Source organism: Reyranella sp. (assembly GCF_030651995.1).
Classification (GTDB): domain Bacteria; phylum Pseudomonadota; class Alphaproteobacteria; order Reyranellales; family Reyranellaceae; genus Reyranella.
This window is the reverse complement of record NZ_JAUSBN010000080.1, coordinates 14,955-30,988: the sequence shown is the minus strand read 5'-3', so window position 1 is coordinate 30,988 and position 16,034 is coordinate 14,955. Positions and strand designations below refer to the sequence as shown.

Sequence of the window (16,034 nt, the reverse complement as noted above, 5' to 3'; positions counted from 1 at the left end):
CGTTAGGGGGAGAGGCTAGGTGAGGGGGTTACAGGAGGTGCGTCGCCCCCTCACCCAACCTCTCCCCCTAACGGGGGAGAGGAGGAAGAAGGGCAATGCCTCACGACGGACTCAACCGTCCCAGCGGGAGCGGGTTCTTGGCGTTGTCGGGCGGCAGGATGCCATGGTCGGCCTGGTGCACCATCAGCAGCTCGAACCAGCGCGTGCGGTACTGCTGGTTCACTTCGACGCGGAACTGATTACTGGGCCCACGCTCTGCTAGCTCACGCTGCAACTCGGAGCGCAGCCCGAACGGCGCGCGTGCGCCGGCCTGGCCGATGTAGAGGATGGCGCCCGTGGCATCGGCGACCTGGTAGACGCCGAGTTGGCCCGGCAGGCGGGCGATCTCGTCGGCCGTCAGGGGCCGCCACGGCTTGTCGAGGCGGAGCCTGATGGACACGGCTACTTCCCCTGGAACTTCGCGGTGCGCTTCTCCAGCCGCGCCTTCATCCCTTCCTGCGCGTCCTGGCTCTTCATCGCCGCCTGGACGAGCGCGTCGACATCGTCGTGCTTGATGCCGTCGCGGAACTCGAGCTGCTTCACCGTCAGCGCCTTCATGGCCTTCAGCGACAGCGGGGCGTTGGCGGCCAGCCGGTCGACGACCTTCGAGGCCTCGGCTTCGAGTTCCTCCGGGGGCACGCAGCGGGCGATCAGGCCCAGCGCATGCAGCTTGGTCGATGGCAGCGGGTCGCCCAGCAGCAGCATCTCGCGCGTCGTCACCGGCCCCAGCACTTCCATCAGCTTCTTCGCCAGGAACCAGTTGGGGGCGAGGCCGACCTGGGCCAGCGACATGCCGAAGCGCGCCTTCTGGCTCGCCACCACGATGTCGCAATGAAGCGCCAGCTCGTTGCCGCCGGCGATCGCGTCGCCATGGACGACCGCAACGACGGGCAGGGGACAGAGCTCGACCGCGCGCAGCATCACCTCGATGCCGCTCGCATTGCCGCTGCCGATCGTTTCGCGGCGCTCGGCCATGTCGAGACCGGCGCAGAACACCTGGCCCTTGCCGCGGATCACGACCACACGATCGTCGGCCGCGACGGGAGCCCCCAGCGCCTCGATCATCGCCTCGATCAGCTCGCTGTCGAGCGCGTTGCGCTTCTCGGGCCGGTTCATCCAGATGGTTTTGACCGGGCCGCTCTTCTCGATGATGACCTTGCTCATGGTGCTGCTCACTCGGGCTCGATGCCGGCGGCTTTGATCTCCTTGGTCCACCACGCCGTCTCGGTCTTCACGTAGGCGGCGAACTGGTCGAGGGCGAGCGGGGCGATTTCCATGCGGCCCTGCGTCATCGCCTTGGCGGTGGCCGGGTCCTTCAGCGCCTCGGTGATCGCATCGGCGAGGACCTTCTGGACGTCCTTCGGCGTCGCCGCCGGCGCGAAGACGGCCAGCCAGTAGACCAGCGAGTAGCCCGGCACGGCTTCCGCGATGGCCGGCAGGTCGGGAGTGACCGTCGTGCGCTTCGGGCCGGTGGTCGCGAGCCCGCGCACGCGGCCGGCCTCGATCTGGGTCAGCGCCTGCGGCAGATCGGGGAACATCACCTGGACCTGGCCTGAAGCCACGTCGCCCAGCGCTTGCGGACTGGCCTTGTAGGGCACCCGTTCCAACTTCACGCCGGCCAGCTTGTTGAACATCTCGCCAGAAAGGCGCTGCGAGGCGCTGGCCTCGGCGTAGTTGAGCTTGCCCGGATTCTTCTTGGCGTAGTCGACCAGCTCGGCGGTCGTCTTCACCGGCAGATCGTTGTTCACGACCAGCGCATTGACGCCCATCACGCAGCGCATGATCGGCGCGAAATCCTTCTCGAGGTCGTAGCTCAGCTTCTTGAACAGGGCGCCGTTGGCGGCGTTCGTCGTGTTGGTGCCCATCAGAAGCGTGTAGCCGTCGGCCGGCGCGGTTGCGACGGCGGAGGCCCCCAGCTGTCCGCTGGCGCCCGGCTTGTTCTCGATCACGACCGGCTGCTTGAGAATGTCCTGCAACTTGGCGCCCAGGCCGCGCGCCGTCAGGTCGGTGGCGCTCCCGGCGGCGAAGGGCACGACGATCCTGATCGGCTTGTTGGGATAGGCCTGGGCGAAGGCTGCCCTGGACAGGGAACCTGCGGCCAGCGCGGCGGCGCCGGCGAGGGTCGTACGACGGTTGAGCTTCACGTTTCCTCCTCAGGCCTCGTCCGGCCGGTGCCCGTTTTAGCGGCCCGGCGCGACGAGGCAAAGGAGGGCCGGTCACATGAAGAGCTTTTCCGCCTTGCGGTCGGCGTAGAGCCCGGCCACGAACTCGGCGTAGCCGTTGTAGAGCAGGGTCGGGATGCGCTGTTCGCTCCCGAGCGGCTTCTCGGTGGCCTGGCTCCAGCGCGGATGGGCGACCTCCGGGTTCACGTTGGCCCAGAAGCCGTACTCGCTGGACTGCAGCCCCTCCCAGAACGTCTTGGGCTTCTTGTCGGTGAACTCGACGCTGACGATCGATTTCACGTTCTTGAACCCGTACTTCCACGGCGCGACGAGACGCAGGGGCGCGCCGTTCTGCTTGTGGATCGGCTTGCCGTAGAGGCCGGTGGCGATGAAGGCGAGGTCGTTCATCGCCTCGTCCATCGCCAGCCCCTCGGTGTAGGGCCACGGGTACAGAGGGTCGCGCTGCTCGCGCATAACCGAGGGCCGGGACAGGGTCTTCATGACGATGAACTTGGCGCTGCCGAGCGGCTTGCAGAGTTCGACGAGCGAGCGCACCGGAAAGCCGCTCCACGGCACGATCATCGACCATGTCTCGACGCAGCGATGGCGATAGACCCGCTCCTCGAGCTGTACCTTGGCCAGGAGATCGTCGATGCCGATCTCGAACGGCTTCTCGACCATGCCGCCGACCTTGATCGTCCACGGCCGGACCTCGAGCTTCTGGGCTTCGCGCCAGATGCTCTTGTCGGTGCCGAACTCGTAGAAGTTGTTGTAGGTCGTGGCCAGTTTCTCGGCCGTCATCGGCGTCGGCACGCCATACCTGTCGTTGCGTCTCGCCGGATACAGACCGGCCGAAGGATCGGCCGACTTGTCCTGCGCCATGAGTTGGCCGGGCAGTGCGATCGAGGCGGCGCCGAGTCCCATGGCCCGCACCATCGCGCGGCGATTGAGGTAGTGGCTTTCCGAGGTCGTCTTCGACTCCGGAAGCTCCCAGCCCTTCATGCGCTTGATCAGCATCGTTCCTCGCTCCTGTTTACGCCGTGCCCCTAGATGGGCCCCGCGACGGGCGGTCGCAAATCAACCCTGCTCACTGCCCCGTGACGCTGCCCCCAATTGGGCTGCGCTACGGCTTGGAGTTGGTCACGTCCAGCAGGGTCGGCCACATGACGTCGCGCCAGGCATTGTTGCCGACCGCGGTGAAGGTGATCTGTCCGCCCTGAACGAGGAAGAAGCGCGGCGTCTCGGCCCCCTGTTCGACGCCGACCTGGCTCATCAGGAAGGCGTCGAGCACCCAACGCAGGTCCGAGGGCCAGCTCGCGGGCTTCAGCAGGAGCGCCGGCGTCTTCGGGAACACCACGCGGTAGTCGACCTTCTGGAAAACCGGGGCCTGCTTGAAGAGCGGCTCCCATTGCGTGCGCCAGACCTTGCAGGCCTCCGACGTCTCGTCGCCGGCGAAGATCAGCATGGGCTTCGTCGTGCCCTGTGCCGGACCCTGGGCGGCAGCCGTGCGGGCGAGCACTGGCGCGGCGGCCAGCGACAGGCCCACCGCGATCACACTACGTCTCTTGAACATGAATCCACGTCCCCCTCGTGAGAGATCCCACGAGGGTAATATGTAACAATGTCGCCCGGCCGGAAACTAGGCCTTGGTGCCGGTCAGTTCCTGGATCTTCGGCCACATCTTGTCCTTCCAGCCGCCGTTGCCGGTGACCGTGAGGACGATCTTGCCGTCCTGGAAGAGGATGAAGCGCGGGGTCGCGTTGGGGCTCTTCTTGCCATCCTCGCTGGCCAGGAAGGCCGCCCGGATGGGTCTCGCCGGCGCGGGCCAGCTTTCGTCGACCATCAGGAGGTCTGGATTGGCCGGATGAACCACTTGATAGTCCATCTTCTTGAAAGCGGCCGACTTGAGGAAATCAGGCTCGGACTGGGCACGCCAGATCTTGCAGCCGCCTCAAAGCTCGTGGCCGACGAATACCAGCGTCGGGCGCCCAGACTGGGCACTGGCGACGCGGGCCAGTGACGATGCGGAAGCCATCGCCAGGCCACCCACCATCAAAGACCGTCTGTTGAACATGAACATCACTCCCGTGGAACCATTCCACGGGACGAATATGAGAGGCCGGTCCGCGGGGGAAAAGCGCCATAAGCCGGGCTCACCGCCTTGTGACCCGAGCGGAGGCCGCCCTCAGGCGGCCTGACGCTTCTTGGTCTCGTCGACGATGCGTTCGGCGGTGCGTCCCGCGAGTTCCTGCAGGTGGTCGAACTCGGCGCGGAAGGTGCCGATGCCCTGGGTGACGGACCGGATCTCCACGATCATGTCGGCGATCTCCGCCTCCGGAATCAGGGCCGAAACCTCGTCCCATCCTGCCCAGTCCGGTCGCGTGTCGTAGCCGAGAAGTTGCCCACGGCGTCCCGAGATCAGCCGCTGCAGCCGCGGGGTCGACTCGGACGGTCCGGCGACCGTGACCCGGAGAATGGGTTCGAGCAGGACCGGTTTGCACTTCGGCATGGCCTCGCTCATGGCGATACGCGCGGCCATCTTGAACGACATCTCGGAACTGTCGACGGCATGGTACTGGCCGTCGAACAGCGTCGCCTCGAGGTCGACCACAGGCTGTCCGAGCGGCCCTTCCTTCAGGGACTCGCGCAGCCCTTCCTCGACGGCAGGAATGAAGTTGCGGGGCACAACGCCACCCACGATGCGGTCGACGAAGCGGAAGCCCGATCCACGCGGCAATGGTTTGATCTCGACCTTGATGTCGGCGAACTGGCCGTGGCCGCCGGTCTGGCGCTTGTAGCGGGCATGCTGCTGTGTGCCGGCCTGGATGGTCTCGCGATAGGCGACGCGCGGCGCCGACGTCTCGACGGCGACATTGTAGCGCCCGGCGAGCTTGTCGACGGCGACCTTGAGGTGCATCTCGCCCTGGCCCCTGAGCAGCAACTCATGCGTCTCGCCGCGCTGCTCGAAGGATAGCGACGGATCTTCCTCGACGATCTTCTGGAGTGCGCCCGAGAGTTTCACCTCGTCGTTCCGGTTGCGGGCCGACAGCGCCAGCCCGAATACGGGAGTGTCGGCCGTCGGGAAATCTGCCGAGGCGACGATCCCCGCGGGACTGAGTATCTGCCCGGACGAGAGGGACTCGACCTTGGCCAGGGCCACGATCTCGCCGGCGCGCGCCGCGGCGATCTTGTCGAGCCTCTGTCCGAACGGGCGCAGGATCGACCCGATCCTCTGTCCGCCGACCGAGTGGCCTTCGGCGAGCGTCCCGGACCAGATGCGGCAGAGCGACAGCTTTCCGGCGTGGCTCTGGTGAACGACCTTGAAACACTCGGTCATCGGAGCGCCCTCCGAAGGCAGGGCGCGGCGCCGCGCGGTCTGCTCGACGAAGGGCGTATCGTGGCGCAACGCCTTCAGCAGGCGCCGCACGCCGTTCTCCCGGTCGCCGGCGCCGAGCAGCACCGGTGCGATCTGATCGGTGCAGAACTCGTCGTGCAGATCGCGGTAGATCAGCGACTTTTCGGGCGCGATATCCTCGATGAGCTGTTCGAGGAGCGCATCGTCGAACTCGGAGAGCGTTTCCAGCATCTCGCGGCGCGCCTCGGTCTCGCGCGGCAGCACGTCTGCGGGCATCTCGATCAGGTCGGACGCGCCGCTGCTCCTGTAGCGATAGGCGCGCTCGCTCACGAGATCGACATAGCCCACCGTCTCCTTGCTGCCGTCGGCGGCGGCACGGCGGATCGGCACCTGCCGCAGCACCAGTTTGCGCCGCGACACCGACTGCAGCGCCGACAGCAGGTCGCGCACACGGACCTCGGCGGAGTCGATCTTGTTGACGAAGACGATGTGCGGAATGTGCCGGTCCTCGATCTGTTTCAGGAGCGGCGTCAGCGCCATCACCCGCTCGGGCGAGGCCTCGCAGACGAGGACGGCTGCATCACAGACCGCAAGCGCTGCGAAGGCGTCGTGCTGGAATTCGATCGAGCCCGGCACGTCGAGGAAGGTCCACTGGTCACCGAGATAGTCGACCGAGGCGACGTTGATTTCGGTGCCCATGCCACGCTTGCGCGCTTCGGCGGCGCCGTCACCGATGGAAGTGCCTGCACGCGTCGAGCCGCGCCGGCCGATGGCTCCGGTCGCGTAGAGAATGCTTTCGAGTAGGCTGGTCTTGCCCGACAGATACGGCCCGCACAGCGCCACCACGCGATGCGCGCCGCTGCCTGGTCTGCCGCCGGTGATCGTCTCCGTCTTTAACTCGGCCATGACAACGTCCTCCTTCTTCGCAAAAGCGCAGAAGCCCCGGACGAAAGTCGCGGAATAGACGTTACGCTTCCGAACGATCAGCCGGAGCGAAGCCCACTTGTCATGAAAATGGTTTCATCCCCGCCCGGGTGAGTCAAACGTCGGGCGGGGATGAAATAGGTCAGCAGTCCTTACGACAGCGCGGCGCAGGCGCGCTGGATACGACGGCCCGCTTCCTCCAGCAGTTCCGTCGCCGTGGCGTAGGAGATGCGGAAGGCCGGACCCTGACCGAACGCCGAACCCTGGACCACCGAGAGGCCTTCGGCCTCGAGCAGGTAGTTCACGAAGTCGGTGTCGTCCTTGATCACCTTGCCGTCGGGCGTCTTTTTGCCCATCAGGCCGGCGCAGGACGGATAGACGTAGAAGGCGCCCTCGGGACGCGGGCACTTGATGCCGTTGGTCTGGTTCAGCATCGACACGATCAGGTCGCGGCGCTGCTTGAAGATCGCGACGTTCTTCGCGATGAAGTCGGTCGGCCCGTTGAGGCCGGCCACCGCGGCAGCCTGGCTGATCGAACTGGCGTTCGAGGTGCTCTGCGACTGCACCGTGATCATGGCATCGATCAGCTTCTGCGGGCCGGCCGCGTAGCCGATACGCCAGCCGGTCATGCTGTAGGCCTTGGAAACGCCGTTCATGGTCAGCGTACGGTCGTACAGGCGCGGCTCGACCTGGGCCGGCGTGAAGAACTCGAAGTCGTCGTAGACGAGCTTCTCGTACATGTCGTCGGTGAGGATGTGGACGTGCGGATGCTTCAGCAGGACGTCGCACAGGCCGCGGAGGTCGGCCTTGGAGTAGGCGGCACCCGTCGGGTTGCTGGGCGAGTTCAGGATGATCCATTTGGTCTTGGGCGTGATGGCGCGGTCGAGATCTTCCGGCGTCAGCTTGAAGCCGTTCTCTTCCCGACACTGCACGATGACCGGCGTGCCGTCGCCGAACAGCACCATCTCGGGGTACGAAACCCAGTAGGGCGCCGGCACGATGACCTCGTCGCCCGGATCCAGCGTCGCCAGCATGGCGTTGAAGATGATCTGCTTGCCGCCCGAGGTGACGACGGTCTGCGACGGCTTGTACTCGAGGCCATGGTCGCGCTTCATTTTCGCGACGATCGCCTGGCGCAGCGCGGGCGTTCCCGGCACCGCGGTGTACTTGGTGTCGTTGTTGCGGATCGCCTGGATCGCCGCTTCCTTGATGTGGTCGGGCGTCGGCATGTCCGGTTCGCCGGCGGCCAGGCCGATCACGTCCTTGCCTGCCGCTTTCATCTCCAGGAATTTGCCCTGCGCGGCATTGGTCGGAGACGGCTTGATGCGGCTGAGACGATCGGCGATGAAAGCCATGACGAGTATGCCTCCTTGGGCATTTTGAGAGCGGCGCGAAGCTAGTCGCGACGACGCCTTTCCGCAAGGCGACCGCATTGTATTTATCGTCAGGCGGGCCGTACCGCTGCTAAGGCAGGCCGCCTGTCTCGGCAGTTCGTCAATCCGCGAGGCGGACGGAGCAGTCGACGGTCATTTTCGCATCGCCGAAGCCGACGCGCCGGCCGCTGACCGGAGCTGCATCGCGGTAGTCGAGCCCGACGGCGACCCGCAGGCTGTCGCCGCGCGGACTGATGCCGTTGGCGGGGTCGAAGCCCACCCATTCGAGCCCCGGCACCCAGGCTTCGGCCCAGGAATGGCTGGTCCGGCCGACACGCAGTTCGGGATCGTCGTTGCGGAGATAGCCGCTCACATAGCGGGCGGGCACGCCGAGGCGGCGGCAGCAGGCGATGAAGATGTGGGCCTCGTCCTGCGCCACGCCGGCGCCGCGCGTCAGCGCCTCGACCGCCGTCGTGTCCACGGTGGAGGCGCCGGTCCTGTAGGCCACGCGCGCCGAAATCCGCTCCATCAGCTCATGCAGGACAGCGACCCGTTGCGTGGGGTCCGCGGTGCGGTCGGCAAGGCCCTCGATCACCGGATCGAAGCTCGCATCGTGGCGCGCGAGGCCCGTGTTGCGCAGCCAGAAGGGCGCCGGCAGGGTCGGCTCCTCGACGTAGCGCAGCCACTGGTCGGTACCGCTGTACTCGTAGATGCCCTGCACCACGATCTCGACGCCGTCGTGCTGCTGGGCGACCGAGAAGGTCGTCACCTGGTTGCCGTGGCCGTCCTTCCATTCCGACTTCTTGCCGGGACCTTCGATGCGCCACGACACGATGCGCTGCGCCGCCGCCGGCTTGGGCGTGAGACGCACGTCGTGGATCGAATGTCCGGACGGCTGGTCGAACTGGAAGCGGGTGGCGTGATGGACGGAGAAGCGCATGGTTTGCTCAATCCAGGAGGAACTGTCGGCCGATTTCGTCCGACAGGGTGCCGATGTCGCCGCGCAGCTGTCCCAGGAACGTGGCCAGGCCGATCTCGAAGACCTTGTCGATGCGGGCGTAGCGCAGGCGCGCATGAAGCTCGCCCGCCAGCCGGTCCGCCTCGCCCCGCGTGCCGTAGGCATCGGCCAGCTCGCGCATGTTGAGGTCGACCATCCACAGGCAATGGTGCACCGAGCGCGGCACGTCGCGCCGCAGCATCATCAGCTCCGCCACCTTCATGGGGTTGAGCGAGCTGCGGTAGATGCGCCGGTAGGTGCGCACGGCGCCGACGCAGGCCAACAGCTCCGACCAGGCGAAGTAGTCGAGTCCCTCGGCGCTTGGATTGCCGTCCGGCCGCAGCAGGTGGAACTTCACGTCCAGGATCCGGCCGGTATTGTCGGCGCGCTCGAGGAAGGCGCCGAGCTGCAGGAAGTTGTTGGCCTCGTCGCGCAGCAGCGTCACCTGGGCGGCACCGAAGATCATCACCGCCTGCTTCTTCACCGTCTCGATCAGGGCGCCGCGGTCGAGGGTCGCGCGATTGCCGCGCAGCCGGGCGCTGAGCTCCAGCCACAGCGCGTTCAAGCTCTCCCAGACGTCGACCGTGATGTTGTTGCGTTCCTCGCGGGCGTTGCGCCGCGCCGCGCCGATCGAATTGACGATGGAGGAGGGGTTGTTCTCGTCGATCACCAGGAAGTCGATCAGGCTGGCGAGACGTTCGCCCTGCGCCTGGCTCTGGCGGAACTCGTCCTCCATGCCGAAGATCGCCGCTACGCCGGCGGCTTCCTCGCCGCGCGACTGCAGGGCCATGCGCTGGGTCGCCTCGATCAGCCGGGCCGTCGACTTGGCACGCTGCAGGTAGCGACCCATCCAGTAGAGATTCTTGGCGGTACTGCTCAGCATCGGCGGGGCCTACCTGTCGTCCGCCTGGTCGGATGCCAGGACCCAGGTGTCCTTGGTGCCTCCGCCCTGGCTCGAATTGACGACCAGAGATCCCTCCTTGAGGGCGACGCGCGTGAGGCCGCCCGGCACGATCGTGATCTTCTTGCCCGAGAGCACGAACGGGCGCAGGTCGACGTGCCGCGGCGCCACGCCCTGGCTCACGAAGGTCGGGCAGGTCGACAGCGCCAGCGTCGGCTGGGCGATGTAGTTGTCCGGCCGTGCTTTCAGGAGCGCCGCGAATTCCTCGATCTCGGCCTTGCTCGAGGTCGGGCCGACCAGCATGCCCTTGCCGCCCGATCCGTGCACCTCCTTGACGACGATCTCGGCGAGATGCTCCAGCACGTACTTGTAGTCATCGGCCCGGTCGCAGCGCCACGTCGGCACGTTCTGCAGGATCGGCTCCTCGCCGAGATAGAAGCGCACCATCTCGGGCACGTAGGTATAGGTCGACTTGTCGTCCGCGACGCCGTTGCCGAGCGCATTGACGATGTTCACACGGCCGGCGCGCAGGGCGCCGAGCAGGCCTGCGACGCCGAGGAAGGAGTCGGGGCGCATCGCCAGCGGATCGAGGAATGCATCGTCGACCCGGCGGTAGATCACGTCGACCCTCTGCGGCCCGCGTGGGGTACGCATATAGACCCGGCTTTCGTCGACGAACAGGTCGGAGCCCTTCACCAGCTCGATCCCCATCTCGTCGGCGAGGAAAGCGTGCTCGAAATAGGCGCTGTTGTAGTGGCCGGGGGTCAGCAGCACGACGTTCGGCTCATGGCCGTCGCTGAACGATACGGACCGCAGCGTGGCAAGCAGCTCCTCGGAATAGTCGGCGACCGGCAGGACACTCATGGCCGCGAACAGTTCCGGGGCCAGCCGCATCATGACTTCCCGGTTCTCGAGGACGTATGACACGCCGGACGGCGTGCGGACATTGTCCTCGAGGACGTAGAAATCCTTCTCGCCGACGCGGACGAGATCGATGCCGGCGATGTGGGCGTGCACGCCACCGGGGAGCTGCAGTCCCTGCGCCATGGCGACGAACTCGCCGTTCATCAGGATCTGCTCTTCGGGGATGATGCCGGCGCGGCAGATTTCGCGCTCGCCATAGGCGTCGGTCAGGAAGGCGTTGAGGGCGCGCACGCGCTGCGACAGGCCCTTGTGGAGGAACTGCCACTCGTCATACGCGATGACGCGCGGGATGATGTCGAACGGGATCGTCGTCTCGGAACCTTCGGCCGCGCCATAGGCGCCGAAGGTAATGCCGTGCCGGCGGTAGAAGAGATCGACCTCTCTTCGTGTCGCCTCCAACCGTTCGGGTGATGTCCGGGCCAGCCAGTCGGCGACACCGCGATAGGGCGCGCGGACCGAACCGTCGGTGCCCGAATTCATTTCATCGAATGCCTTGGCTACCATCCGGCATTTCACCCCCTGTCGAATAACCATATAAGCAATCGACGGGCCAACAAAGTGCCCGTGTTCATCGGGCGGAGGCGCGGCATGAAGCAGGTGCTGATCGATCGGTACGGGACCCCCTGGGACGTGGCGCGCTGCGCCGACGTTCCCGACGTCGGCGAACCGGCCGCCGACGAAGTCGTCTTCGACGTACTGGCCTTCCCGATCAACCCTGCGGACATGTGGTTCTGCAAGGGAAGCTACCGGTTGAAGCCGCCGCTGCCGGCGACGCCCGGCGCCGAATGCGTCGGCCGGGTCACCGCCGTCGGATCGGCCGTGAAGCATGTCGGGACGGGCGACCTGGTCATCAACCTGCAGCGCGAGAACTGGACACAGAAGCGGCGCGTGAAGGGCCACGACGCCATCCCGCTGCCGGCCGGCATCGACCTGCGCCAGGCCGCGATGGTGCGCATCAACCCGCCGACGGCGCGGCTCATGCTGTCGGACTTCGTCGACCTCACCGGCGGCGAATGGGTCATCCAGAACGTCGCCAATTCGGCGGTCGGGCGGCTGCTGATCGTACAGGCCCACCAGCGCGGACTGCGCACCGTCAACGTCGTGCGCCGCGCCGAGCTGGCAGACGAGCTGAGGGCACTGGGCGCCGATGTCGTGCTGGTGGACGGCGACGATCTCGCCGAGCGGGTTGCCGGGGCGACCGGCAATGCCGCGATCCGGCTGGGCATCGAGGCGATCGGCGGCGCCGCCACGGGCCGCCTCGTCGACTGCGTCGCGACCGAGGGCACCGTCGTGCATTACGGATCGATGAGCGGCGAGGATCCCCGGGTGGGGCGCAGCAACCTCATCTACCGCGGCATCAAGCTGACGGGGTTCATGCTGGGCCGTGGCCTTGCCAGGCGCGACGCCGCGAAGATCCGCGAAATCTATGCGGAATTGGCTGCGCAGGTGGTGGCCGGTCCGCTTTACGCCCCGGTGGACACGGTCTATCCGATCGAGAAGATCAAGGAAGCGCTGGCCCATGCCGACAAGGGCGGGCGCAACGGCAAGATCCTGGTGGCGCCCAACGGCGCGATTTGAACGAGGGAGATACGCAATGAATTCCGACGTCGCGGCAATCGAGAAGGTGCTTCAGGTCTATTTCGACGGCCTGTACGAGGGCGACACGAAGAAGCTGGGCGAGGCCTTCCATCCCGCCTCGCATCTCTACAGCGCCGGTCCCGACGGCAAGGCCGCGGACATGCCGCGCGCCGACTGGTTCAAGATGGTCGAGAGCCGCAAATCGGCCAGGGACAGCGGCAGCGAGCGCCGCGACCGCATCGTTTCGATCGACTTTTCCGGCCCGGCGACGGCCTTCGCCAAGGTCGAGTGCCAGATCCCGCCGCGCTACTTCACGGACTATCTGACGCTTCTTAAAGTAGAAGGCCGTTGGCAGGTCATTGCCAAGGCCTTCCACACGGTTACGAAGTAGAAGAATGGAGCGGGGCGCGAGGAGCCTAGCTCTTCGCGTCGGCCGCGACCTGGACCTTGATCATCTTGTCCGGCGGGGCGGACACGGCGCCCGAGCCCGGCGCGCCCTTCTTGATCTTGTCCACGAACTCCATGCCGGACGTGACCTTGCCCCAGACGGTGTATTGGCCGTCGAGGAAGTTCGAGTCCTTGAAGACGATGAAGAACTGGCTGCGGGCGCTGTTCGGATCGTTGGTGCGCGCCATCGAGACCGAGCCGCGCTTGTGCGGCTCCTTGGAGAATTCGGCCTTGAGCGTCTCGCCCATGCCGCCGGTGCCGGTACCCGTCGGGTCGCCGGTTTGCGCCATAAAGCCGTCGATCACGCGGTGGAAGACCACGCCGTCATACTTGCCCTCGCGCGCCAGCTTCTTGATCTGGGCCACGTGGTTGGGGGCGAGGTCGGGGCGCATCTCGATGACGACGCGACCATCCTTCAGGTCGATGTAGAGGGTGTTTTCCTTATCCATGGCGGAGGCTGCTCCTGCGAACATGAGAATGACGGCAAGGACGGGCGTCAGAAAGGCGAGCCGCATGACGATTTCCTTAGGCGATTCCGCGGTCCTGCCGCGGCGGGCGGGACCTTATAGGCCGGCTTTCGAAAGACAAGCGGCAACTTCGGGGCGGCGCCGGAGCGGTTTGCTGCACCTGCGTGATGTGCCGTTGCGGGCGCGGCTGCGACTGGCCGCCACATACCGACCGGGGGTGAAAACCCGTTACCACCCACGGCTATATCTGGTACTAACCCGTTTGAAATGCGGGGGATTTTGCGGGTCGGAAAAACCTGCCGGATCTGAACCGCCGAGGGGACGGATGCATGGTCGTTAAGCGTGTATTGGGCGTCGTTGGACTGCTGGCGGTAATGGCCGGATTCGGCCTGGCTGCGCCGGCCCAGGCGCAGAAAGTCATCGGTGTGCCGCACGATTGGCAGCTGAACTTCCCGCCGCCCTACACGCCGATCATGGAGCGGGTGGAATCGCTGCACGACCTGCTGCTGGTCATCATTACCGCGATTTGTATCTTCGTGCTGCTGCTGCTGGTTTACGCCGTCTGGCGCTTCCACGCCGGTCGCAACCCGACACCGACGACCGTGACCCATCATACGGGGCTCGAGATCGCCTGGACGATCATCCCCATCCTGATCCTGGTCGTGATCGCCATCCCGTCGTTCCGCCTGCTCTACTTCAGCGACAAGGCGACCGACGCGGCGCTGACCATCAAGGTCACCGGCCATCAGTGGTACTGGTCGTACAACTATCCCGACCAGGGCGATTTCACGATCGAGAGCCGCATGCTGAGCGAGGCCGACCGCGCCAAGACCAAGCCGCAGGTGCCGCGCCTGCTGGCCGTCGACGAGGAGATGGTGATCCCGGTCAATACCGTGGTGCGCATCATCGGCACGGCCGAGGGCGGCAGCATGCACGGCTGGACGGTCCCGGGCTTCGGCGTCAAGAAGACGGTGATCCCCGGTCGCCTCAACGAGGGCTGGATCAGCGTCAAGGAAGAGGGCCTCTACTTCGGCCAGTGCTCGCAGATCTGCGGCCAGAACCACAGCTTCATGCCGATCGGCGTCCGCGTGGTCTCCCAGGCCGACTTCGACAAATGGGTGGCGGACAAGAAGAAGGCCGCCGGGCTCGTGCCCGCGACCGACGTTGCCTCCGCCACCACCACTCCCGCCACCCGCTAAGCGCTTCTCCGCAGGAGACTAAGAATGGCCACCGCGCACGGCGCCGCCCACGACGCCCATGGGCATGACGACCACACTCCCACCGGCATCAAGCGGTGGCTGTACAGCACCAATCACAAGGACATCGGCACGATGTACCTTGTCTTCTCGATCCTGGCGGCGCTGATCGGGGGAGGCTTCTCGGTCTACATGCGCCTTGAGCTGATGCAGCCGGGCGTGCAGTACTTCAACGGCGCGGACGGCACGCCGGACGGCCACTTCTGGAACACGATCGTCACGGCGCACGGCCTGATCATGGTGTTCTTCGTGGTCATGCCCGGCCTGATCGGCGGCTTCGGCAACTGGTTCGTGCCGCTGATGATCGGAGCGCCCGACATGGCGTTCCCGCGCATGAACAACATCAGCTTCTGGCTGCTGCCGCCGGCCTTCATCCTGCTCCTGATGTCGGCGCTGATCGGCGGTGGCGTGGGAACCGGCTGGACGATCTATCCGCCGCTCACGATCAACCAGGGCGCGGGCATGGATCTCGCGATCTTCTCGCTGCACATAGCGGGTGCCTCGTCGATCCTGGGTGCGATCAACTTCATCACGACCATCCTGAACATGCGCGCGCCGGGCATGACGCTGCACCGCATGCCGCTGTTCGCCTGGTCGGTGCTGGTCACGGCGTTCCTGCTGCTGCTGGCGCTGCCGGTGCTCGCCGGCGCCATCACGATGCTGCTGACCGACCGCAACTTCGGAACCTCGTTCTTCAAGCCCGAGGGCGGCGGAGATCCGGTGCTGTTCCTGAACCTGTTCTGGTTCTTCGGTCACCCCGAAGTCTACATCATGATCCTGCCGGCCTTCGGCATCATCAGCCACATCATCTCGACCTTCGCCCGCAAGCCGATCTTCGGCTATCTCGGAATGGCCTACGCGATGGTGGCGATCGGCGTCGTCGGCTTCGTCGTGTGGGCGCACCACATGTACACGGTCGGTATGGACGTCGACACGCGCGCCTACTTCGTGGCCGCGACCATGGTGATCGCGGTGCCGACGGGCGTGAAGATCTTCTCGTGGATCGCCACCATGTGGGGCGGCTCGATCCGGCTCACGATCCCGATGCTGTGGGCGATCGGCTTCATCTTCCTGTTCACCGTCGGCGGCGTGACCGGCGTGGTCCTGGCCAATGCCGGCGTCGACTACTCCCTGCACAACACCTACTACGTGATCGCGCACTTCCACTATGTGCTATCGCTCGGTGCAGTGTTCGGCATGTTCGCCGGCTTCTACTACTGGATCGGCAAGATGTCGGGCCGGCAGTATCCGGAGTGGGCGGCGCAGATCCACTTCTGGGTCACCTTCGTCGCCGTGAACCTGACGTTCTTCCCGATGCATTTCTCGGGACTGGCCGGCATGCCGCGCCACTACGTCGACTATCCGGACGCGATGGCGCACTGGAACTACCTCTCCTCGATCGGCGCGTTCCTGTCGTTCGGCGCGACCCTGTTCTGGCTCGTCTTCGTGGTGTTCGGCACGCTCTTGTACGGCCGCAAGGTCGGTGCGAACTACTGGGGTGAGGGGGCGACGACGCTGGAATGGACGGTGGCTTCGCCGCCGCCGTTCCATACCTTCGAAGAACTGCCGCACATCTCGCCGACGGCGAACCACTAGGAACGGAGCGGAGGC

The 16,034-nt window shown here is 65.8% G+C and carries 16 protein-coding genes; 4 read left to right on the top strand and 12 right to left on the bottom strand.

What is annotated here, in order from left to right; all coding sequences use genetic code 11:
- Positions 1-100: 100 nt before the first annotated feature.
- From Q7V45_RS24920 to Q7V45_RS24870, 11 genes are all read right to left on the bottom strand, one after another.
- Positions 101-439 carry a hypothetical protein gene (locus Q7V45_RS24920; protein WP_304857048.1) on the bottom strand — a complete coding sequence of 113 codons (339 nt, stop codon included), beginning with the start codon at positions 437-439 and terminating at the stop codon, positions 101-103.
- A gap of 2 nt (positions 440-441) precedes the next feature.
- On the bottom strand, positions 442-1,203 hold the full coding sequence (locus Q7V45_RS24915; RefSeq protein ID WP_304857047.1) for an enoyl-CoA hydratase/isomerase family protein: 762 nt from the start codon (positions 1,201-1,203) through the stop codon (positions 442-444).
- An 8-nt stretch (positions 1,204-1,211) separates the two neighbouring features.
- Positions 1,212-2,183 carry a tripartite tricarboxylate transporter substrate binding protein gene (locus tag Q7V45_RS24910; RefSeq protein WP_304857046.1) on the bottom strand — a complete coding sequence of 324 codons (972 nt, stop codon included), beginning with the start codon at positions 2,181-2,183 and terminating at the stop codon, positions 1,212-1,214.
- Between the two features lie 72 nt (positions 2,184-2,255).
- Entirely contained in the window at positions 2,256-3,218 is a 963-nt protein-coding gene (gene msrP, locus Q7V45_RS24905; protein WP_304857045.1) for a protein-methionine-sulfoxide reductase catalytic subunit MsrP, read from the bottom strand.
- A 106-nt stretch (positions 3,219-3,324) separates the two neighbouring features.
- Complete coding sequence (locus Q7V45_RS24900) at positions 3,325-3,774, bottom strand: hypothetical protein (RefSeq protein ID WP_304857044.1); 450 nt, start codon at positions 3,772-3,774, stop codon at positions 3,325-3,327.
- Positions 3,775-3,840: 66 nt separating this feature from the next.
- Positions 3,841-4,086: a hypothetical protein gene (locus Q7V45_RS24895; protein WP_304857043.1), complete on the bottom strand. Its 246-nt coding sequence runs from the start codon at positions 4,084-4,086 to the stop codon at positions 3,841-3,843.
- A 300-nt stretch (positions 4,087-4,386) separates the two neighbouring features.
- Positions 4,387-6,462, bottom strand: a complete 2,076-nt coding sequence (locus Q7V45_RS24890) for an elongation factor G (RefSeq protein ID WP_304857042.1) — start codon at positions 6,460-6,462, stop codon at positions 4,387-4,389.
- 170 nt (positions 6,463-6,632) lie between these two features.
- A complete protein-coding gene (locus Q7V45_RS24885) occupies positions 6,633-7,835 on the bottom strand; it encodes a pyridoxal phosphate-dependent aminotransferase (protein WP_304857041.1) in 1,203 nt (400 codons plus the stop codon).
- A 139-nt stretch (positions 7,836-7,974) separates the two neighbouring features.
- Entirely contained in the window at positions 7,975-8,793 is an 819-nt protein-coding gene (locus Q7V45_RS24880; RefSeq protein ID WP_304857039.1) for a transglutaminase family protein, read from the bottom strand.
- Between the two features lie 7 nt (positions 8,794-8,800).
- Positions 8,801-9,733, bottom strand: a complete 933-nt coding sequence (locus Q7V45_RS24875; protein WP_304857037.1) for an alpha-E domain-containing protein — start codon at positions 9,731-9,733, stop codon at positions 8,801-8,803.
- 9 nt (positions 9,734-9,742) lie between these two features.
- Complete coding sequence (locus Q7V45_RS24870; protein WP_304857035.1) at positions 9,743-11,179, bottom strand: circularly permuted type 2 ATP-grasp protein; 1,437 nt, start codon at positions 11,177-11,179, stop codon at positions 9,743-9,745.
- An 84-nt stretch (positions 11,180-11,263) separates the two neighbouring features.
- Here Q7V45_RS24870 and Q7V45_RS24865 point away from each other — a divergent pair, with 84 nt between their 5' ends.
- Positions 11,264-12,253 (top strand): zinc-dependent alcohol dehydrogenase family protein, encoded by a 990-nt coding sequence (locus Q7V45_RS24865; RefSeq protein WP_304857033.1) that lies wholly within the window; start codon positions 11,264-11,266, stop codon positions 12,251-12,253.
- Positions 12,254-12,269: 16 nt separating this feature from the next.
- Positions 12,270-12,644: a nuclear transport factor 2 family protein gene (locus Q7V45_RS24860; RefSeq protein ID WP_304857031.1), complete on the top strand. Its 375-nt coding sequence runs from the start codon at positions 12,270-12,272 to the stop codon at positions 12,642-12,644.
- 25 nt (positions 12,645-12,669) lie between these two features.
- Here Q7V45_RS24860 and Q7V45_RS24855 read toward each other — a convergent pair whose 3' ends face one another.
- The gene (locus Q7V45_RS24855; RefSeq protein WP_304857030.1) at positions 12,670-13,215 is read right to left on the bottom strand and encodes a peptidylprolyl isomerase; all 546 of its coding nucleotides are present in this window, start codon (positions 13,213-13,215) and stop codon (positions 12,670-12,672) included.
- A 281-nt stretch (positions 13,216-13,496) separates the two neighbouring features.
- Here Q7V45_RS24855 and coxB point away from each other — a divergent pair, with 281 nt between their 5' ends.
- Together coxB and ctaD are read left to right on the top strand one after the other, a co-directional pair.
- Complete coding sequence (gene coxB, locus Q7V45_RS24850) at positions 13,497-14,366, top strand: cytochrome c oxidase subunit II (protein WP_304857029.1); 870 nt, start codon at positions 13,497-13,499, stop codon at positions 14,364-14,366.
- A gap of 24 nt (positions 14,367-14,390) precedes the next feature.
- Positions 14,391-16,019, top strand: a complete 1,629-nt coding sequence (gene ctaD / locus Q7V45_RS24845; RefSeq protein ID WP_304857028.1) for a cytochrome c oxidase subunit I — start codon at positions 14,391-14,393, stop codon at positions 16,017-16,019.
- Positions 16,020-16,034: the final 15 nt, after the last annotated feature.